Source organism: Flavobacterium chuncheonense (assembly GCF_042686145.1).
Lineage (GTDB): Bacteria > Bacteroidota > Bacteroidia > Flavobacteriales > Flavobacteriaceae > Flavobacterium > Flavobacterium chuncheonense.
On sequence record NZ_JBHUPC010000013.1, the window covers coordinates 273631 to 295694 of the forward strand.

The 22064-nt window shown below is 33.8% G+C and carries 18 protein-coding genes; 3 read left to right on the plus strand and 15 right to left on the minus strand.

Annotated elements, in window-relative coordinates:
* Window positions 1-33: 33 nt before the first annotated feature.
* The 15 genes from ACFS5J_RS08785 to uvrC form a co-directional block, all read right to left on the minus strand.
* The gene (locus ACFS5J_RS08785) at window positions 34-1425 is read right to left on the minus strand and encodes an efflux transporter outer membrane subunit (protein ID WP_379811734.1); all 1392 of its coding nucleotides are present in this window, start codon (window positions 1423-1425) and stop codon (window positions 34-36) included.
* Window positions 1426-1436: 11 nt separating this feature from the next.
* The gene (locus ACFS5J_RS08790; protein WP_379811736.1) at window positions 1437-4574 is read right to left on the minus strand and encodes an efflux RND transporter permease subunit; all 3138 of its coding nucleotides are present in this window, start codon (window positions 4572-4574) and stop codon (window positions 1437-1439) included.
* 17 nt (window positions 4575-4591) lie between these two features.
* Window positions 4592-5704, minus strand: coding sequence for an efflux RND transporter periplasmic adaptor subunit (locus tag ACFS5J_RS08795; RefSeq protein ID WP_379811737.1), 1113 nt, complete (start codon window positions 5702-5704; stop codon window positions 4592-4594).
* A 13-nt stretch (window positions 5705-5717) separates the two neighbouring features.
* Entirely contained in the window at window positions 5718-6200 is a 483-nt protein-coding gene (locus tag ACFS5J_RS08800) for a GbsR/MarR family transcriptional regulator (protein WP_379811738.1), read from the minus strand.
* A 109-nt stretch (window positions 6201-6309) separates the two neighbouring features.
* Window positions 6310-6744 (minus strand): septal ring lytic transglycosylase RlpA family protein, encoded by a 435-nt coding sequence (locus tag ACFS5J_RS08805; RefSeq protein WP_379811739.1) that lies wholly within the window; start codon window positions 6742-6744, stop codon window positions 6310-6312.
* Window positions 6745-6762: 18 nt separating this feature from the next.
* Window positions 6763-7188, minus strand: coding sequence for a hypothetical protein (locus ACFS5J_RS08810; protein WP_379811740.1), 426 nt, complete (start codon window positions 7186-7188; stop codon window positions 6763-6765).
* A gap of 74 nt (window positions 7189-7262) precedes the next feature.
* A complete protein-coding gene (pgi, locus tag ACFS5J_RS08815) occupies window positions 7263-8867 on the minus strand; it encodes a glucose-6-phosphate isomerase (RefSeq protein WP_379811741.1) in 1605 nt (534 codons plus the stop codon).
* Window positions 8848-10122 carry a M23 family metallopeptidase gene (locus tag ACFS5J_RS08820; RefSeq protein WP_379811742.1) on the minus strand — a complete coding sequence of 425 codons (1275 nt, stop codon included), beginning with the start codon at window positions 10120-10122 and terminating at the stop codon, window positions 8848-8850. Before ACFS5J_RS08820 ends, pgi begins: the two co-directional genes overlap by 20 nt.
* A gap of 4 nt (window positions 10123-10126) precedes the next feature.
* Window positions 10127-11059 carry a tryptophan 2,3-dioxygenase family protein gene (locus ACFS5J_RS08825; protein WP_379811743.1) on the minus strand — a complete coding sequence of 311 codons (933 nt, stop codon included), beginning with the start codon at window positions 11057-11059 and terminating at the stop codon, window positions 10127-10129.
* The gene (locus tag ACFS5J_RS08830; protein ID WP_379811745.1) at window positions 11059-11832 is read right to left on the minus strand and encodes a DUF3108 domain-containing protein; all 774 of its coding nucleotides are present in this window, start codon (window positions 11830-11832) and stop codon (window positions 11059-11061) included. The genes ACFS5J_RS08825 and ACFS5J_RS08830 overlap by 1 nt, the downstream gene beginning before the upstream one ends.
* Before the next feature lie 287 nt (window positions 11833-12119).
* On the minus strand, window positions 12120-13283 hold the full coding sequence (gene hppD, locus ACFS5J_RS08835; protein ID WP_379811746.1) for a 4-hydroxyphenylpyruvate dioxygenase: 1164 nt from the start codon (window positions 13281-13283) through the stop codon (window positions 12120-12122).
* 12 nt (window positions 13284-13295) lie between these two features.
* On the minus strand, window positions 13296-13751 hold the full coding sequence (locus ACFS5J_RS08840) for a CCC motif membrane protein (protein ID WP_379811748.1): 456 nt from the start codon (window positions 13749-13751) through the stop codon (window positions 13296-13298).
* Between the two features lie 8 nt (window positions 13752-13759).
* Window positions 13760-14917: a homogentisate 1,2-dioxygenase gene (locus ACFS5J_RS08845; RefSeq protein ID WP_379811749.1), complete on the minus strand. Its 1158-nt coding sequence runs from the start codon at window positions 14915-14917 to the stop codon at window positions 13760-13762.
* Between the two features lie 174 nt (window positions 14918-15091).
* Entirely contained in the window at window positions 15092-17308 is a 2217-nt protein-coding gene (locus ACFS5J_RS08850) for a patatin-like phospholipase family protein (protein WP_379811750.1), read from the minus strand.
* A 4-nt stretch (window positions 17309-17312) separates the two neighbouring features.
* Entirely contained in the window at window positions 17313-19112 is a 1800-nt protein-coding gene (gene uvrC / locus ACFS5J_RS08855) for an excinuclease ABC subunit UvrC (RefSeq protein WP_379811751.1), read from the minus strand.
* 75 nt (window positions 19113-19187) lie between these two features.
* On the opposite strand from uvrC, the gene ACFS5J_RS08860 reads away from it, so the two are divergent.
* The 3 genes from ACFS5J_RS08860 (at window position 19188) to ACFS5J_RS08870 (ending at window position 22017) form a co-directional block, all read left to right on the plus strand.
* Entirely contained in the window at window positions 19188-20153 is a 966-nt protein-coding gene (locus ACFS5J_RS08860) for a succinylglutamate desuccinylase/aspartoacylase family protein (RefSeq protein ID WP_379811752.1), read from the plus strand.
* 63 nt (window positions 20154-20216) lie between these two features.
* A complete protein-coding gene (locus ACFS5J_RS08865) occupies window positions 20217-21455 on the plus strand; it encodes a pyridoxal-dependent decarboxylase (RefSeq protein WP_379811753.1) in 1239 nt (412 codons plus the stop codon).
* Window positions 21448-22017: a 5-formyltetrahydrofolate cyclo-ligase gene (locus ACFS5J_RS08870; protein ID WP_379811754.1), complete on the plus strand. Its 570-nt coding sequence runs from the start codon at window positions 21448-21450 to the stop codon at window positions 22015-22017. Before ACFS5J_RS08865 ends, ACFS5J_RS08870 begins: the two co-directional genes overlap by 8 nt.
* Window positions 22018-22064 lie beyond the last annotated feature (47 nt).

Sequence of the window (22064 nt, forward strand, 5' to 3'; positions counted from 1 at the left end):
AATAAAAAAGCCCTGTAAACAGGGCTTATAATTTTAATTTCCTCCTCCTAATGCCTTATATAAAGTAATAACAGCATTCATTTGGTTGTATTTGTTATTGATGTAATTAATTTCAGTATTTAAAGCATTATCCTTTGCAGTCAAAACTTCTAAATAATTCACCAAACCGTATTGTAACAACTCGTCTGAATAATCAGCGGCTTTGTTTAACGCCTCTAACTGCTTCTTTCGAATAGTCAATTTATCCGTTTCATTCTCATACGAAGCCAAAGCATCTGAAACTTCTTTACCCGCAACTAGCAAGGCCTTTTCATATTGTAAAAAAGCTTTTTGCTGATTTGCTTTTGCAACTTCCAAACGGGTTTTATTCTGACGTTGGTTGAAAATTGGTTGCGCCAAACCTGTAATAATATTGGCAAAAATAGATTTAGTACTAAACCAATCTTTTAATTCTAAACTTTGAAAACCACCTGATGCTGTTAATGTTAAAGAAGGATAAAAATAGCTTCTCGCTACATTGGTCATCTCAAAAGTATTTCTAAAATTTAACTCTGCAGCTACAACATCAGGCCTCTTACTTAACAAATAAGCAGGCAACCCAACTTTCACATCAGCATCTATAGATTGTTGCGCGAAAGTAGAACGTTCAACAGTACCTGGTGCTTTCCCTAATAATTGTTGGAATGAATTTTCTAAGATTTTAAGATTATACTGCAAATCTTTTAAAATAATTTCAGTTGCATATTGTTGTGCCTCTGTTTGTTGCACTGCTACTTCATTAACACTTCCTGATGCTTTCAAAGCTTTAATAACTTCTACACTTTTTACACGGTTCTCAATTGTTTGCGTTACCACATTAATTTGCGCATCTGTAGCCAACATTTGATAGTACAACGAGGAAACCGTTGCAACCAGTTCCGTTTGTATCGCTTGACGAGCTGCTTCACTTTGTAAATATTGGGCTGCATAAGCACGTTTATTACTTCTTATTTTACCCCAAATATCTGCTTCCCAGCTTAATCTTCCTGATAATTCATATTGGTCAATACTACTGAACAGTCGGCCAAACTGACTATTTTCGGATGTCTCTTGATGCGTCCAAGTGGTATTTACACCTAATGTTGGGAAATATCCTGCTTTACCTTGTTTCATCATTGCTTCTGCAGAAGACATATTTTGCAAGGCAATCTGCATGTCCAAATTATTCTGTAAAGCTTCTGAAATATATCCTTGTAAGTGCGAATCGGTAAATAATTTGTCCCAGTTCATCATTCCAATTGATGTGCTATCAATTACTTGTTCTGTACGGTATAAATCATTCGTTTCAACTTCAGGTGATTCGTAGTTTTTAGCAACAAAACAGGACTGTGTTAAAACCATCAACCCTACAAAAGCGATACTTCTTACTATATGTTGTTTTCTCATTTTCATCTTACTTATTCCGTTTCAATTTCCTTTATGGCAGGTTTTGTACTTACTTTTTCTTGTAATTTTTGGAAAACCACAAACAATACAGGAATTATAAATACGCCTAAAACAGTACCAATTAACATTCCTCCAATGGCTCCTGTTCCAATTGATTTATTACCTGTTGCTCCCGCACCTTGTGCAAGCATTAATGGCATTAATCCTAAAATAAATGCAAATGAAGTCATCAAAATTGGGCGCAAACGTGCTACTGCACCGTGAATAGCGGCCTGAGCAATACTACGCCCTTGCCTACGGGATTCAGCAGCAAACTCCACTATCAAAATGGCATTCTTCGCCAATAAACCAATTAACATGATTAATGTAATTTGCAGGTAAATATTATTCGTTACATTAAAAATATAAGCAAAGATGAACGCGCCTGCTAAACCAATAGGCAACGAAAGTAATACTGCGAATGGTAGAATGTAACTTTCGTATTGTGCTGCCAATAAGAAGTAAACGAATACTAAACATAACAAGAAAATAAACCCTGTTTGACCACCAGCACTGATCTCTTCTCGCGTCATACCAGAATACTCATACCCATATCCCAGCGGTAGACTTTGTTTCGCTACTTCTTCAATCACACTAATAGCATCACCTGTACTGTAACCTGCAGCCGGAGCTCCAGTTACTTTAACTGATGTAAATAAATTAAAGCGGTCAATAGTTTGCGGTCCTAAAACTTTTTCAAAATTCACGAATTGTGAAATTGGCGCCATAACCCCATTACTGTTACGAACCATAACTTTATTCAACGATTCCGGATCTTTACGATACTCCGGTTCCGATTGATACATTACACGATATTGTTTTCCAAACTTGTTAAAGTTCGATGCATAAACTCCTCCATAATACCCTTGAAGTGTACTCAATACATCGGTAACTGTTAAACCTGCTTTCTTAATAGAAGGCACATTCAAGTCAATCTGATATTGTGGATAGTTTGGTGAAAAAGAAGTCGCCGCATATTGAATTTCGGGTCTACTATTTAAATCTGCTAAGAATTTATCTTTAACAGTATTCAATTCTTGAATAGTTCCTCCTTTTTGATCTTGCAATTGAAACTCAAAACCAGTACTAAATCCAAAACCCGTTAAGGTAGGTCGAGCAAAAAACAATACTTTAGCATCTTTAACAACACTAGCACGCATGAATAATTGTTTTACAATTGCTGTTATCTCTTGATTTTCATCTTTACGATCTGCCCATGGTTTTAATTTAACGATAACCATACCATAGTTACTACCCGAACCACTAATTACACTTCGTCCTGAGATACGTAAAACCTCGGCAATTTCTGGAATATCTTTAACTTGATTTTCAATTTGAAGCAATACTTCCTCCGTACGTTGCAATGACGTTCCTGGTGCCAATGAAACATCAGAAAGTATTGCTCCAGTATCTTCACCAGGCACAAAAGCTTTTGGCATAGTGTTCGACAAGAAATAAAAGCCAATAGCAAATAAGGCAATACCAATAAAAGCCAACCATTTGCGTTTTACAAAAAACTCTACTGATTTTTTATATTTAGCGGTTGTACTATCAAAAGCTACATTGAAAGCCGAATAAAAACGTTGTAGAAAACCTTTTTTAGCTTCTGATTTATCATGTTCCTTCAAAAATATAGCACATAAAGCAGGTGACAGTGTTAAGGCATTAACCGCCGAAAGGGCAATAGCTACCGCTAATGTTAATCCAAACTGTTTGTAGAAAACTCCTGCAGAACCACTAATAAACGAAACAGGAATAAATACCGCCGACATCACCAAAGTAATGGAAATGATTGCCCCACTAATTTCGTTCATAGCACTGTGTGCCGCTTTACGCGGATTGTGTTCACCTTGTTCCATTTTAGCATGGACCGCTTCCACTACAACAATGGCATCATCCACAACAATACCCACGGCGAGTACTAATGCGAAAAGTGTTAACAAGTTGATGGTAAATCCAAATAAATTCAAGAAGAAAAATGTTCCGATAATAGCAACTGGAACCGAAATAGCTGGAATTAAAGTTGAGCGCCAATCTTGCAAAAAGATAAACACTACAATAAATACCAATATAAAGGCTTCTATTAATGTATGTATTACTTTTGAAATCGATTCGTCAAGGAAATCATTTGCATTAATTAAAGTGGTATACTTAATTCCTTTTGGAAAATTTATCGAAGCTTGATCAATTACTTTTAAGGAACCTTCAATTACTTCCTGAGCATTGGAACCCGCAGTTTGTGCAATTGCTACTGCAACTGACGCATTACCATTTGTACGCGCTGAACTAGCATAATTTACTGCCCCTAATTCCACTCTTGCAACATCAACCAAACGCAATACTTCTCCATTCTCCGTTGAACGGATTACAATTTCTTCAAATTCTTTTACACTTTGAAAACGTCCTTTGTACTTTAATGTATACTGAAATGATTGATCTCCTCTTTCACCTAGTTGACCTGGAGCCGCTTCGATATTTTGTTCCGACAACAATGCCATAACATCTGATGGGACCAATTTATATGATGCCATAACATCGGGTTTCAACCAAATTCGCATCGCATAATCTTGTTGTCCAAAAATCATCGCTTCACCTACTCCCGAAACACGTTTAATTTTGGGTAAAATATTAATATTGGCATAGTTCTGAAGGAACGTATTGTCATAATTTTCATTTTCACTGTATAAAGAGAAAATTAAAATATTATCACTTTGGCGTTTTGCTGTAGTCACCCCAGCGCGCGTTACCTCTTGTGGTAATAATGAAGTGGCACGTGACACACGATTTTGAACGTTTACTGCGGCCATATCAGGATTAGTTCCTAATTTGAAATAGATATTAATAGATGCTGAACCATCATTATTGGCTGTGGAAGTCATGTACATCATATCTTCTACCCCATTAATTTGCTCTTCCAATGGAATAACTACTGAGTTCATTACAACTTCAGCACTTGCGCCTTGATAATTAGCTGAAACAGTAACTGTAGGAGGCGCGATTTCTGGGTATTGCGACACCGGAAGCGCTATCAATCCTAATACTCCCAAAATAACGATGATAATAGAAATCACCGTTGACAATACGGGCCTGTCAATGAATTTACTAAACATAATTTGTTATTTTAAGACTATTCTTTAATTACGGGTTGAATTACTTCATCGTACTTTACTACAACTGGTTTAATAGGAGTTCCTTCTGGTAATAACCCAACACCTTCGAGTAATACTTTGTCATTAACATTTAAACCGCTATCCACTACAAAGTATTTTCCACCAGGTACTGCACGAACTTCAATAGGTACCATTTTGACCTTACTTTCTTTATCTACAATTAAGGCTAATAATTTATCTTGTAACTCAATAGTTGACTTTTGTGGAATTAAAATAACATTTTCCAAAAAAGTTGGTATTTGAATTGTTCCACTATTTCCTGAACGTAAAATTCCTTCTGCGTTTGAAAAACTTGCACGCACATTAAATGAACCTGTTAAGCTGTTTGCTTGCCCACTAAATGTCTCTATTTTACCTTTATGCTCGTACTCCATACCATTACTTAGGATAAGATTTACTTCAGGCATTTTCTCAATTTTATCTTGAAATGTTTTACCTTCAGCATGCATCATGATATCCAATTGTTGTTTTTCATTTACAGAAAAATAAGCATACATTTTACTGATATCAGAAACTCTAGTTAAAGGCTCTGATGTAGAATTGCTCACATAACTTCCTAAACGGAATGGAATTGTCCCTATAACACCGTCAACTGGACTTTTAATAGCAGCATAGCTAATTTCGGCTAAAACACTTTGGTAATTACTTTTTGCAGTTGCTAAATTAGCTTTAGCTGTTTCCAATTGCACTTTACTGATAATGTTACGTTCTACCAATGGCGCTAAACGATTAACTTCAACTTGCGCAACATCTACTCTAGCTTTTGCAGCAGCTGCATCTTGAGTGGCAGTTTGCGTTTCTAGCTTGAACAGTATTTGTCCTTTTTTAACGTGTTGTCCTTCATCTACAAAAATTTTCTCTATATAACCATCTACTTTTGCTCGAATGTCAACATCAACAACACCTTCTAGTGAAGTAGGATATTCTGCTAACAAAGTTGTATTGGACTTATTCAGTTCCATTACTTTATATGGCATAGCTGTTGGAGCTTGTTTAGCTGCTTCCTTGTTATTACATGAAAGCAGACTCATAGACGCAATCAAAATAACTGCAAAATATTTAATCTTCATTCTATTCATTTGGCTAATTATTATTTTCTATTTCTTTAAATTTTTCAATGGTATCCATCAGCAAGGCTTCTACTTTTAAAATATGTTCTTTATACGCAATGCTATGTTTTAAATTTCTAGCTTCAGCTGTACAAGAAATATGATTTTTTCTATACGCCATTAAGCGGTCGGTAATTAACTTTTCGTCTTCTAATAAACTCAGGTAATTGTTAAATCGCTGACTTAAAGGGGCTGCTTTAAAATATTTTTTCCGATCTCCGGGCAGAGTATAATATTCAATCCTACCAATCTTCAACAATAAATTTAAATTTGTAGATACTGAACTTTTACTAGCTTCTAACTTTGTAACCAACTCTTCAAAAGTCATTCCTGCTTTACACCCATCAACAATTAACAATCCTAAAATCCTGGAACTTAAAGGCGACATGTTATAATGCTTTTCAAAGTGTACCCCAAACATCTCAATCAACTCCTTTTTCTCTTCTTGATTTATCATTTAAAATAAATTTTGAGCAAAATTACAACTTAGTTCGTTTTTTACCGAACTAAGCGAACTTAATATTTTGTTAATTTTTTGGCATAAAAAAAATCGGCATAAAGCCGATTTAATTTTGTTCTATTTCAATTGTTACTTTTAACGAACCTCTACTAGTTGAATTTGTGAGTTCGAGAAAAGCTTTTTTTGTCAAATCTAGTTCCCTTCCTTTTACAAATGGTCCTCTATCATTGACCACAACAATGACACTTTTGCCATTCGATTTATTCGTAACTTTAAGTTGAGTTCCAAATTTTAAAGTTTTATGAGCAGCAGTATATAGAGTATTGTCAAAAATTTCACCACTTGCAGTTTTTCTACCATTTAATTTATCACTGTAGTAGGAAACATGAACATCTTCCTTAAAAGTTTTCCATTCCGCTTCCTGGATACTTGAAAAAAAAGCATCTTTTACATAAATATTTTGGCGAGGAGACATAACCACAAAACAACTTATACCACAAAACAGTACAGATAGATTAAATATGCTTATTAGTTGTTTCATGGATATAATTTTAATTTCTTAACTCATCCAATTTGTCCAAGGAATTCTTGATAAAATCAAAACAAGACCTAAAGTATAGAAAATTGCAATTTTCTTAAACTTACCATTATTACTTTCTTCTTTCTTGTGTTTTGACCATCCTATTGTAATTAAAACAATAGCTATAATATTAATTAGCGGGTGTTCTAATGAAGTTAATCTTAATGCCGAATCTCCCATTTGTCCGAAAGACTTAAGCCCTAGAGGTGACACAAAGTAAATGATGAAACCTACTAATAATTGTAAGTGTGAAACTATTAGAGCAAACAAAGACAGGCGCAAATCTTTATCTTTAAATAATCGTTTCCCTGTTAAACCTGTAATAGCATTTAACGAAGCCATGAATAAAATAGCCAAAACGACATAGGCAAAAATTGAATGTGCTGATTGGAGAGCTGTGTACATATATAATTAGTTTATTGGTTTTAAACAAAGGTAATAAAAAGGGAATGAAAAATTGAATGGGTTATTTAGAGAAATCATTTTAGATATTCCTTCAACAAAAAACTTGTCGAACTATCATGCTTATGATTAGAATCACCCTCTATTTCACTTAAAATATTCTTGGCTAATTGTTTTCCTAATTCTACACCCCATTGATCGTATGAAAATATATTCCAAATAATACCTTGCACAAAAATTTTATGTTCATACATTGCAATTAAACTACCAATACTTTTTGGCTTTAACTTATCTATAAGCAATGTATTTGTAGGTTTATTGCCTTCAAAAACCTTAAAGGCTTTCAAAAATTCATTCTCATCATTTAATACTTCAATTGATTTTCCCCATAACAAAGCTTCAGTTTGCGCAAAGAAATTTGCCATCAAAATATCATGATGTTGTTTATTTCCTGACAACGAATTCTTAAATCCAATAAAATCAGTTGGTATCAATTTAGTACCTTGATGAAACAATTGAAAAAAAGCGTGTTGGCAATTTGAACCTGTTTGTCCCCAAACAATAGTCCCTGTTTGATAAGTTACTTTTTCACCCGTACGAGAAGTTCCCTTACCATTACTTTCCATTACCCCTTGTTGTAAATAAGGCACTAACTTTTGAAGGTATTGCGAATAAGGTATTACTGCTTCAGTTTCTGCACCAAAGAAATTATTGTACCAAACACTCAATAAAGCTAAAATTACAGGAATATTAACATTAAAATCAGCCGTTCTGAAATGCTGATCCATGTCATTTGCTCCGTCTAATAATTGCTCAAAATTAGAATACCCAATTGCTAAAACTATTGACAATCCCACAGGGCTCCACAAAGAGAAACGGCCTCCTACCCAATCCCACATTGGAAACATATCATCAGTTGCAATTCCAAACTCTACAACTTTTTCAGGGTTAGTCGAAACCGCTACAAAATGACTTGCAACTGCTGATTCGCCTAAATAACTTTCCAACCATTTTTTAACAGTTGTAGCATTTACAATCGTTTCTTGAGTTGTAAAAGTTTTAGAAACAACTACAAACAAAGTAGTTTCTGGGTTTAATTTTGAAAGTTTAGCTGCAACATCGTCACCATCAATATTCGAAATAAAATGAACATCTAGATGATTTTTATAAAATTTTAAGGCCTCTGTAACCATATCGGGTCCTAAATCAGAACCACCAATACCGATATTTACAATATCGGTAAAAGCTTTACCAGTAACACCTTTTCTTGATCCCGAAATAACACTTTCTGAAAAAACCTTAAGCTTTTCCTTTGCCGCTTCAACTTCAGGAATTATGTTAATATTATCAACTAATATGACACTGTCTTTTGAACGTAAAGCGGTATGCAAAACAGCCCTATCTTCCGTTCGATTTATATTTGTACCGGAAAAATAATCCGATATAGCATCCTTTAACTTTAATTCATCGGCTAATTCAACTAACAAAGACATGGTCTCTTTTGTGATTCTGTTTTTAGAAAAATCCAACAGAAATTCATTCCATTTAATATGGAAATCTTGAACTCTTTTAGGGTCTTCTGTAAACAAATCTTGCATTTTAACATCTTTAATTGACGCAAAATGATTTGAAAGTTTCTCCCAAGTTTTCGTTAAAGTAGGATTAATTGATGTTACTGTCATTATTTTTAAACTTGACCGCTAATATACTATCTAATTCTCTTTTATACGGCTTGATATATTCTAAATATTTCTCTTTATCTGCATTACCCATAGGTTCAGTATTCGGTAGCTTTTGTCTTCTTGGATCAACTTGTATTCCATTTTTCCAAAAACGGTAACAAACATGCGGACCAGTAGCCAAACCTGTACTACCTACTTTCCCAATTATTTGACCTTGCGCAACGTGTTGTCCTCTTTTTACCAAAATTTTAGACATGTGCAGGTATTGCGTTGAATAAGTCCCATTATGTCTAATTTTTACATAATTACCATTTCCTGAAGTATATCCAGCTTTTTCAACTACTCCCGTAGCTGTTGCTTTGATTGGTGTACCATGTGGCGCAGCATAGTCGGTTCCATTATGAGCTTTCCATCTTTTTTGAACCGGATGAAAACGTTTACCTGAAAAAGCAGAAGAAATACGATAATAATCTAAAGGTGCTTTTAAAAACATACTCTTCAAACCCTTTCCTAATTCATCGTAATAACTATATTCCTTTTGTTCTGATTTTAGTTTATAAGGAAAAGCAAAATAATCATTTCCTCTATGACGAAAATAAGTCGATTCTACTCTTTCAATTCCTGCATAAATAGTGTCCTCAATGAATTTCTCATACAAGGTTACTGCAAAACGATCTCCCTTTTGAATTTTAAAAAAATCAATTGAATAAGCATATACACCTGCTAATCTTGGTGCCAATGAAGCACTCACACCTTCTCTGTCTAAAGTAGCTGATAACGAACCTTCAATTTCAGCCGCAATAGTTCTTTTACGAATTGATGTAGGCTTTTGTTTATTGTAAACTGCAATCGTATCGCGTAAATCGATTAAGGTATAATTGATCTGGTCTTTAACATAAACAAAAGCTTTTAAATGATCTTTTTGCTTTTTATCAAAGAAAAGCAAATAAGGTTTCCCTATTTTAATTCCTCTCAAATTAAAAGAATCCCTTACTTTTTCTGTAAGCTGATGTACATTAATACTATCAGGCAGAATATAATTTTGCATCATAGTACCAAAGGTATCTCCCGATTTTATAGTATCTTTATGTACTATGAAATCGTTAAATATCAAACCGAATTCTTTAACAATTGGTTCTTTCTTTTCAACTTGAACTGCCGCTTTCTTCGTTTGTTTTTTGTCATTTGAATTACACGAAACAAGTAATACTAAAGACAAAAAGGCTAATGCTAAATACTTCAATTTCCCTTTCATTTTTTTATACGTCTTCTCCCCAAGTGTCAAGTTCCTCTTGGCTCCATAATTCAGGGAAAAATATACGTTTTTGATATTTTGGCAACATGTACTTTTTCCAATCACTACCACCTGTAGCTTCATGATTACCTGGCACGCTTTCAATGTATTTTTTGGCTGCATTAAAGTGTCCCATTACCCATGTAATATTTACAGTTTTGTCATAATGACGCATCGCTTTTACTAATTCAGCATTTTTTTGATCTGCTTCTGGCAACTCTTTAAATTTACGCCAAAGATTAATTGTATTGTACTCTTCCATAAAGCCTAAGAATAGGCTCTTGTATTTTTTTTCAAATTGTAACAGTAAATACGACTTCTCACCCGTTTTATAATCTTTTCCTGCAGCTTGCCAATACAAATGATCCAAAGCATGCTCGTATGGTGTATTACGATCAATAGTTGCTCTGTATCTAAAATCAATCAGATTGATTAAATCAGTAGAAGCAAATTCAATCAAACGGTATTGTGCACTTTGAAAACCACTAGCAGGTGTTAATGTGTTTCTAAACTTTAGATATTGTTCTGGCTCCATACCATCCATCATTATCGTGAAAGATGTAGTAAGCATATCAAAATAACGACTAATACGCCCTAACTTTTCTGTAAAATAGGCTGTAGAAGGTTTTTCAGTATGCGACAATTGATCAATTTCCCAAAGTATCATTTTAAAAAGCAACTCATTAACCTGATGGTACATGATAAAAACCATCTCATCTGGCAACGTAGTACGCTGAATTTGTAAATTTAAAAGAGCATCTGTTTGAATGTAGTCCCAATACGTAATTGGTTTTGACCACAAAAGACCTTCCAAATGCGTTTCAGTATTTTGATTTAAACTTTTATACTTGTTGTCAAGTTCATTTAATTGTGCTTGTAATTGCGCTGTAATTTCCATTATTTAACTTTAATTTTAAAAGGATGTTTCAAGCCTTTAAACCCATCCAAATCGGCCTTTAAAGAACCTACCGCCAAACTAGCTTTTACGCTAACTGGAATCCTATTCTCATCATCTGATATCCAAACAGTTAAACTCTCTTCTTCTTTAAAAACACGACCTGCTTGAACATAAGGACGAAACACCTTACACGAAATTTTCCCAAATTTAGTTTTAATATCTTCTTTGCCAATATATTTTAACTTAAATTTTGTCGTCTCATCATCAAAAAACATATCAATAGCAATAGTTTCTCCTATTTGGAGCTTATCAACATCAGGATGATTACGCAAATAATAAAAAGAGGAAACAATATCCTGTACATTTTCTGGTACGGAAAACGTTTTTTCAGTACTGTGTTTGTAATCTTTTACCAGTACTGTATTATTAGCTTGATTAAAAAATCCCTCTTGATATTTGGTATAGCCACCTTCATCAATTTTTCGAAGGAACTGATAGGGTTTCCCAGTTGTTTTATCAAAAAAACTTTGGTAGTTGTCTTCTACTTTGAAAAAGAATTTAGCAACACCAGTAGTCCAACCTTTCCCTACCACATGGTGTACTTTTTTATTATCGCGAACGGCTTCATTAACTTCTAAAGTTGCATAACCTGCATTAACCATTCCGTAATGAATTTTGAGACGGAACCATTCCCCAGTTTGAAAAGCATCTTCCTGTTTTACAAAAGAATTTGTAGAAACAAATACTAATAATAGCAATATAATTTTTCTCATAAATAGCTCTTTTGGGAGGAAAATGCAATTTCTGTTCCAAAAATACTAAAACAAAAAAACCCAGTCAAAATAATGACTGAGTTTTTATGCTATTAACCAACCAAAACTATAAATTATGAAAAATTTACTTTACAAAACTATTGCTACAACTAGCTCCTTTTTTGCGAGTGCAAATGTATTACTGTTTTTGAATATTTCTTATCAAAAAATCAACTTTAACATTTTTAACACAATGAAAGCTTTTTTTATCGGTTATTTTTTAAAGATTCATTAAAAAAACACGTTTTTTACAATGTACCTCTTAACTCTTGCTCACGTTCGATTGACTCAAACAAGGCTTTAAAGTTACCTGCTCCAAACCCTTTTGCCCCCATTCTTTGTATAATCTCAAAGAAAAGTGTCGGACGATCCTCTACTGGCTTCGTAAAAATTTGTAATAAATACCCTTCTTCATCCGCATCAATCATAATACCTAATTTTTGTAATTCATTGATATCCTCTTTGAATTTTGACATATGATCTTTTAATCGTTCAGGAATAGCATCATAATAAGCTTGTGGAGGTGTACTTAAAAACTCAATTCCTTTTGCTCTCATTTTTGCAACTGTTGTTATAATATCATCAGTTGCTACAGCAATGTGCTGCACTCCTTCGCCTTCGTAGAAATCCAAATATTCTTCAATTTGAGAACGTTTCTTACCATTTGCAGGTTCATTGATAGGGAATTTAATTCTACCATTACCATTAGACATAACTTTTGACATTAAAGCAGAATACTCCGTAGTAATCTGTTTATCATCAAAAGAAAGGAAATTCACAAATCCCATCACATCCTCAAACCATTTTACAGCCTCATTCATTCTGTTCCATCCCGTATTCCCAACCATATGGTCAATGAATTTTAAACCAACTGGCTCTGGGTTGTAATCAGACTTCCACTCACTATATCCAGGTAAAAAGATTCCGTTGTAATTTTTACGCTCAACAAATATAAATACCGTTTCACCGTAAGCTCCATAAATTCCTGCACGAACTACTTCTCCATTTTCATCTTTTTCAACAACAGGCTCAAAATAAGACTTTGCACCACGACTAGTAGTTTCTTCATATGATTTACGAGCATCCTCTACCCAAAGCGCAATAACTTTAACACCATCACCATGCTTCTTCACATGTTCTCCAATAGGTGAATTACTGTTTAATGCAGTTGTTAATACAATACGGATTTTATCTTGCTTTAATACATAAGAAGCTCTGTCTTTAACCCCAGTTTCTAATCCTGCATATGCTAGCGATTGAAAACCAAATGCTGTTTTATAAAAGTGTGCCGCTTGTTTAGCGTTACCAACATAAAACTCTACATAATCTGTTCCTAATAACGGAAGGAAATCTTGTGCTCCTTCGAATATTTTCTCTAAACCGTAGTTTACTGATTTAATTTCTTGACTCATCTTATTCAGTTTTTAATTCGACATTTCTATTGAATCATTCTCTGATGTATCAAACTCTTCATAATAAACATCATCATAATCATCAAAACTAATCGTGTCGATAGTATTTATTTTATTATTTTTTTCTAATTCTTTAAAAATTTGTTTAAAATCATTACTCCACACCTCCTTGGTTACAAAAAATGCAACTACCAAAAACACAAGTCCTATAATTGCATTTAAAACCAAGCTCACTAAACAAAGAATCTTCCCGATATAAACGTTTTCTCTTGATTTTGCTTCATATGCTTCTCTATTACTATCATACTCTTTTAAACTTTTAATTGCAGCAACTAAACCTACAATCGACAATATCAAAGAAACCAAATAAAAAAAACCGCAACAAAACATCATCAAAAGCATTGTCAAAGCAATTACACCAAGAATCAACGCTAGTGGGTCAGCAGAAAGTTTTGATTTATAATTCATCTATAGTATTAATCCAACCAAGATTGATAATATTTTTCATCAGCAATTTTCATAGCTTCTTCTGTAACCATTAAAGGTTTAAAAGTATCCACCATTACCGCTAATTCTTGTGTATCCTTCTTACCAATACTACGCTCTGCAGCTCCAGGGTGCGGCCCATGCGGAATACCTGCAGGATGCAATGAAATATGACCTGCTTCAATATCATTTCTACTCATAAAGTCGCCATCAACATAGTACAACACCTCATCAGAATCAATATTACTATGATTATAAGGTGCAGGAATTGATTCAGGGTGATAATCGTATAACCTTGGCACAAACGAACAAACTACAAAAGCATCTGTTTCAAAAGTTTGGTGCACTGGAGGCGGTTGGTGAATTCTCCCTGTTATCGGTTCAAAATCATGAATAGACAATGCATACGGATAATTAAAACCATCGTATCCTACCACATCAAATGGATGCGTAGCATACACCATATCAAAAATTTCGTCTTTCTTTTTTACTTTAATAACAAATTCTCCTTTTTCATCATAAGTTTCTAATTCATGAGGCTGACGGATGTCACGCTCACAAAATGGAGAATGCTCTAATAACTGACCAAACCAGTTACGGTAACGTTTTGGTGTATAAATTGGACGGTGAGACTCTACAATAAACAAACGATTGTCCTCTGTATCGAAATCGATTTTATAGATTATTCCACGTGGAATAATTAAATAATCACCATATTTGAAATCAAGATTACCAAGCATGGTTCTTAATTTACCTGTGCCCTTGTGAATAAAAATCATTTCATCAGAATCAGTATTCTTATAAAAATATTCTGTTGTTGATTTTCTTGGTGCCGCCAAAGCGATATGACAGTCACTGTTTGTTAAAACAATTTTTCTACTTTCTAAAAAATCATCTTGAGGCGCTACTTGAAAACCTCTCAATCGATACGATTGGATGTTATTTTCTTTAGCAATTTTTGGCTTAACACTATATTGTGCTCTAATTTCCTTTACTTGAGTAGGACGGTGTTCGTGATACGAATTGGTTGACATACCATCAAAACCAATCGTCCCAAAAAGTTGTTCGTAATACAAATCACCATTTGGCTTACGAAATATTATATGTCTTTTATGAGGAATAGTTCCTAATTTATGATAAAATGGCATAATTTATATGATTTAATTAAACAATGTGAATGCAACAACTCCCTGTTACACTGTATAATCAGCATACTAAACTAGCTCATTCAGGATTTCTCTTGATGAGGAATTTTAAATGTGACAAAAGACCTTTCCAATACGGTTTCATACCCCACAAATATCGTAAAAAAAATTGAATTCCTAAAACCAAAATCCAAGTGCCACCCAAGTGTATTGATTGTGGGTCTCTGGCGACCAAGAATATTTAACTTCAATAGGCCCAATAATTGTTTCCAAACCGTACCCTAAAGCGTATCCGGTGTACGTTGGTTTTGACAACCAGCCTTCAGCAGTATCAAAAATATCATCATCGATATTGGAAAAATTTCCCGATATATTAAAATGGTTCTTTTTATAAAACTCCCAATCCAATTCAATTAACCCTTTTACATAACTATTCCCTGCAATACTTACAAAATCATAGCCATAAAAAGGTCTAAAATTATTAACCTGAGTATAACCGTAACCTCCTAATGCAAAATCAAAAAAGTTAACACTATTCTCTCCCACCGCAAAACCTCCTTCCGTTTGAAGTTTTAAAGCCAATCGCTTGAAGAAAGTATGAACAATTCCCATATCTGCCTTGGCAATTGAAAATTTATTAAACTCATTTGTATAATCTGTAGAATACAAAAACGATTTGATTTCTCCACTAAAATAAACCCCTTTGGAAGGAAAGTACTTTTTATCAAAAGAATCAAACTTCATATAACCGTATGTTGACAAATAATTACTCCTTTCAAAAACGGGAGTTGTATTCTGAATGGTTCCGGAATTTAACTTTAGATACTTGTGTTCAAAACCAGCACCAATGGAGAACTTTTGCGCAAAAATAGTTTGCAAATAAATTTGATTACTCAAATCCAGAAAATCAACATTTATAGAACTAACACCTAAATTAGTTAATGAAAGTCCTTTTTTAAAATCATTTCTAATATTTTTATTGAAACTAACGAGTCGAGAGTTAAAACCAAAACTCCAATAAAATCCATTATCAATATAATAATTTAAATTATAGCGAAAGTTATCCCCCAATACCACATCGAAAGAAAAAACATCATTTTGTCTGAAAAGTTTCTTCTTGGTTAAGTTTAACAATAACCCACTTTTAAATAAATCGTCGTAATGCAACCCCAATTTAAAAAACATATTGGATTCCTTTTCTTTCATATCCAAAAAGACAGTATTACTTCCTGCTTCGTCTTTTTGAAAAGAATATGCAATAGAACTGAAGTTTTGAGTGGCATTTAAATTATTTATCCCTTTCTCAAACTTTTTTAAACTTATTACATTACCTGGTTTTATTCTTAATTTACCAATCACATAAGACCGTGTGTAATTTTTCAAAGGGTTAACCTTAATCTCTTTTACATATAAAGAATCTGGAAATTTGTTCACTGGTTCACGCGAATAATCCGGAACAGATAAAGCACTCAGCTCTAATAGATGCTTATCTGCAGCCTCAACTCCTTTGGGTATAATTTCTTCTCCTTTTTCAAATGAAACCATATTATACCCCTTAATGTTTGGCTTAATATAAATATCAGTCAGTTTTCGTTTCTCTTTCATTTTCTCAATCATCGCAAAATTAGCCACCTGTGACAACAACTCTGTTGCCCCTTTTAAATTTTCACGATTTTTAAATCCATCTTGAACATCCACCCCTATAATAATATCCGCACCTTTACCCCTCACTAACTCTACAGGGTAATTGTTTATCACTCCACCATCAATTAAAATTTTACCGTCAATCTCCATAGGATTATACAAGGAAGGCACTGCACCACTTGCTATCATAGCTTGTGGCAAAATACCTTTATCCAACACCACTTCTTCACCATTCTCTATATTGGTAGCTATACAGAAAAAAGGAATGGGCAACTCATCAAAATCTTTCACATCTGACACATGCATGGTCAAACGAGACAGCATATTATAATTATACAAACCCTTGGAAAGTGCGGAAGGAAAACCAATTTTAAAGTTATCGAAAGGCAATGTTAAAGCATAAATTTCATCGTTACGCTTTTGATAAAAGTTCTTGGAATCTCTTGGGGTAAAATCTTGAATTAAAGCATCGGCATCAACAGTTGAAAAAATAGAATCTAACTGTTTACCCGTATAGCCTGAAGCATACAATCCACCAACAATTGCTCCCATACTGGTTCCGCCAATATAATCGATTTTTATTCCTAGTGAATCGATTACCTTCAAAACACCAATATGTGCTAATCCTTTTGCACCACCTCCACTAAGCACCAAACCTATCTTGGGACGCAACACATCATTACTCCTTTCTTGTGATAAGCTAAGTTGAAAACAAAACAAGAGGCTTAAAAACAAGAAGATTTTTTTCATCAGACTATTTGGGTTGAATTGTATTGTAAAAATCGGAAATTTTTTTGGCTTTTGAGGCACCAACAACCTCCGAAATTTCAACTTCTGTTGCTTTTTGCAATCTTTTAACACTTTTAAAATGTTTCAGCAATGCAATCATCGTTTTTTCACCAATTCCTGGTATGGTTTCCAAAGAATTTTGCAAAGCCGATTTACTTCGTTTATCTCTATGATGCGTTATACCAAATCGATGTGCTTCATTTCGAAGTTGTTGAATAATTTTTAAAGTTTCTGACTTCTTATCTAAATATAGTGGAACTGGATCTTCAGGATAAAACAATTCTTCCAAACGCTTTGCAATACCAATTATGGCTATTTTGCCGCGCAAGCCTAAATCATCTAAACTCTTTAAAGCAGAAGACAGTTGTCCTTTACCCCCATCAATGATAATCAATTGAGGAAGTGGTTCATTTTCTTCAAGCAAACGCTTATACCTTCTGTACACCACTTCTTCCATAGAAGCAAAATCATTTGGACCCTCAACTGTTTTAATATTGAAATGACGATAATCTTTTTTACTCGGCTTACCATCTTTAAATACCACACATGCCGCAACTGGATTTGTTCCTTGAATATTGGAATTATCAAAACATTCAATGTGTCTTGGTTCAACCGAGAGTCTTAAATCTTTCTGCATTTGTGCCATGATACGTTTTACATGTCGGTCTGGATCTACAATTTTTATTTGCTTCAGTTGATCCATACGGTAAAACTTAGCATTGCGAAGTGACAAGTCAAGGATTTGTTTTTTATCCCCTAATTTTGGAACCGTTACCTTGACATTATCCCCTATTTCAACTTCAAATGGCACCACAATTTCACGTGACAACAACTTAAAGCGTTCGCTAAGTTCTATGATTGCTAAAGTTAGTAACTCCTCATCTGTCTCTTCCAATTTTTTCTTAAGTTCTAGTGTATGCGAACGCACAATAGCTCCATGCGAAATTTGTAAAAAATTTACATAAGCCATTGTTTCATCGGAAACAATCGAAAAGACATCAATATTGGTAATTCTTGGATTTAAAATGGTAGATTTTGCTTGGTAATTTTCAAGCACATCTATTTTGTCTTTTATTTTTTGCGCTTCTTCAAATTTCATTTCTGAAGCCAATTCCAACATTAATTTTTTAAAATCTTTTAAACTATCTTTAAAATTCCCTTTTAAAATTTCACGTATAGCATCTACTTGATTTTGGTATTGTTGTAGACTTTGATAGCCTTCACACGGCCCTTTACAATTACCGATATGATACTCCAAACAAACTTTATATTTACCCGAATCAATATTTGCCTTTGATAAATCAAAATTACAAGTACGCAAAGGATACAACTCTTTAATAAGCTCCAATAAAGTATTTACCGTCTTAAAACTCGTATAAGGTCCAAAATACTCTGAACCATCTTTTACCATTTTACGCGTAGGAAATATTCGGGCAAAACGTTCATTCTTTATACAAATCCACGGATAACTTTTATCATCCTTCAACAAAACATTATAACGTGGCTGAAGTTTCTTGATTAAATTGTTTTCCAACAACAACGCATCCGTTTCAGTTGGCACCACAATATGTTTAATAGAAACTATCTTTTTAACCAGCACAGCAGTTTTGTAACTATCATGATTTTTAGTAAAATACGACTGTACGCGTTTTTTTAAGTTTTTAGCTTTTCCAACGTATAATATCTTCCCGTCTTTATCAAAATATTGATATACTCCAGGATTATCTGGTAAAGTTTGAATTTGAAGTTCTAAAGGCGTTTGCATGAAACAAATTTACGAAATAGGGCTTATGTAATACGAATTAAATTTCTACTTTTAACGTGGATTAAGGCTAATAAAATGAAAAACAAAGCGCTACAACTTTTAGGCGAAAGCATTCTACCTGGAGAGAGTAAAACTATTGATGTGGAGATTGCAAAATTACACACGATGGCAAAACTGAAAATACCCGTAATTGTTGAACGTTCTAAAATTGAAGGCCCAATAGTTTTATTCAGTGCCGGTTTACATGGTGACGAAATCAATGGTACTGAAATAGTCCGTCAACTCATTATTCAAAAAATAAACAAACCTAAAAAAGGCACCATTATTTGTATACCTATTATTAACATTTTCGGTTTCATTAACCAAAAAAGAGAATTTCCAGATGGCCGTGATTTAAATAGGGTTTTTCCGGGCAGCAAAACGGGCTCATTAGCGAGTCGGTTTGCTCATTTCTTAGTAAAAGAAATCATTCCGGTATTGGATTATGCGGTAGATTTTCACGCGGGTGGCGCTAGCAGATTTAATGCCCCACAAATAAGGATTATCCCAAACAATTCAGAACTTAAGGAGTTAGCAAAAGTTTTCAATGCGCCGTTTACCTTATATTCCAAAAACATTCAAGGTTCGTTTCGAAATACTTGTACAAAACTCAATGTAAAAATGTTACTTTTTGAAGGCGGTAAGTCGCTTGACTTGAATAATGCAATCACGCAAGAAGGCATAGAAGGTACAAAACGATTTCTTTCACACCTGGATATGCTTTCTTTAAAGCATGAAACCACAAAATCTAATAACGATACTTTGTTTATCGAAAAATCAAATTGGATTCGAGCGCATTATTCTGGAATGTTTATTGGATTAGTTAAAATTGGTAGTTTTGTAAAAAAAGGAACGGTTTTGGCAACAATATCCGATCCATTTGGAAAAGTAGAACATCCCGTAAGAGCTACAGCAAATGGCTACATTATAAATGTTAATGATGCCGCAATTGTCTACCAAGGAGATGCTATTTTCCATATTGCAACTCAAATAAACACATAACCTAACATTTATCATGTTTTTATTTTTTACCTATCTTTAGTTTTGCAAGAAACTTGATAGATTATGCAATTTTGGAAGAAACTCAAACACGAACAATTAAAACATAGAATTCAACAGGCTTTATTGGAAAATGTTAATTTTTCTAAAGATGCCTCTTTAGGTTATCCCGCATCAAAACTTGACGGAAAAGTTTTTTACGATGATGCTCCTTTTTTAAAAGATGCGCCCACCTTACAAACTTATGTTGCAAACCCTAATAATATTGGCTGCCATACTTTTGGAACATCTGAAACAGCTTTTAGTGGCACCCAAGAAATTGAACGTGAAGTTTTAAATGTATTAGCCACAGATGTTTTTAAATTACAAGAAAAAGACTTTGACGGTTATATTGCACCTGGTGGAACAGAAGCAAACATACAAGCCATTTGGGTATTCCGAAACTTTTTCATGAATGAATACCAAGCAAAACTTGACCAGATTGCCATTTTAGCATCGGAAGACACCCATTATTCTATTCCAAAAGCTTCCAATTTACTTCAAATTGATTGGTTAAGCATTCCTGTAGGATTTGAAACTAGAGCTATAGATAAAAAAGCTCTCGAAGATATCATTGTAAAAGCAAAAGAAAACGGTAAAAAATATTTTATCGCTGTTTCCAATATGGGAACTACCATGTTCGGTTCGGTTGACAATCCAGATGATTATACTTCAGTTCTTGAAAAACACAACCTAACCTACAAATTACACATAGATGGTGCTTATGGTGGTTTTGTTTACCCATTCAGCAATAAAAAATCGGTTATTAACTTTAGCAATCCTAAAATAAGCTCTATTACAATTGATGCGCACAAAATGCTTCAAGCACCTTATGGAACAGGGATTTTTATTTGCCGAAAAGGATTAATCCAAAATGTATTAACCAAAGAAGCCGAATATGTAGAAGGAATGGACTTAACGCTTTGTGGAAGCCGCTCTGGAGCAAATGCAGTTGCTGTTTGGATGATTCTATTCACATATGGTCCTTATGGATGGTTTGAAAAAATCAGTATACTCCAAATGCGTACACAGTTTTTATGTAGCGAACTTGACAAACTAAACATTTCCTATTTCCGAGAGTCTAATATGAATATTGTTACCATCCATGCTGAAAACATACCGCACGATATCGCTGAGAAATATGATTTAGTACCACAACAACACAATGAAAACAACAAATGGTACAAAATTGTACTGATGGACCATGTGGAAATTGAACATTTAACTACTTTTATAGACGAATTGAAAGCGTCGATAAATGGATAAAAAAGCATTACGAAAAAAATACAAAACACTTAGAAGCCAATTAAGTGATAACCAAATTGACGAATTGAGTTTGGCTATCGCTAATCGTTTGGCAAAAATGGATATTTGGGATAAAACCTATTACCACCTGTTCTTACCAATAGAAACACAAAAAGAAATAGACACTGAATATCTTTTGCAAATATTGGCTGGTAAAGACAAAGAAATTGTAATTTCTAAAAGTGATTTTGAAACCACTTCAATGTCGCATTACTTACTTACTGACAATACCAAAATCAAGAAAAATGAATATGGTATCCCAGAACCTGTAAGTGGCTTACCAGTACCTGTAGAAATGATTGACGTGGTATTTGTGCCGCTTTTAGCCTATGATAGGAGTGGAAATCGTATTGGTTATGGAAAAGGCTTTTATGATAAGTTTTTAAGCGAATGCAAAAACGATGTGATTAAAATTGGGCTTTCCTATTTTGAACCAGAAGAAATAATCGATGATGTTTTTGAAACTGACGTAAAATTAGATTATTGCATTACACCAAAAAGTATTTTGAAATTCAAAATTTAACAGTATTTTCGTATCAATTATGCCCCATTTTTATGAAAAACAACTTT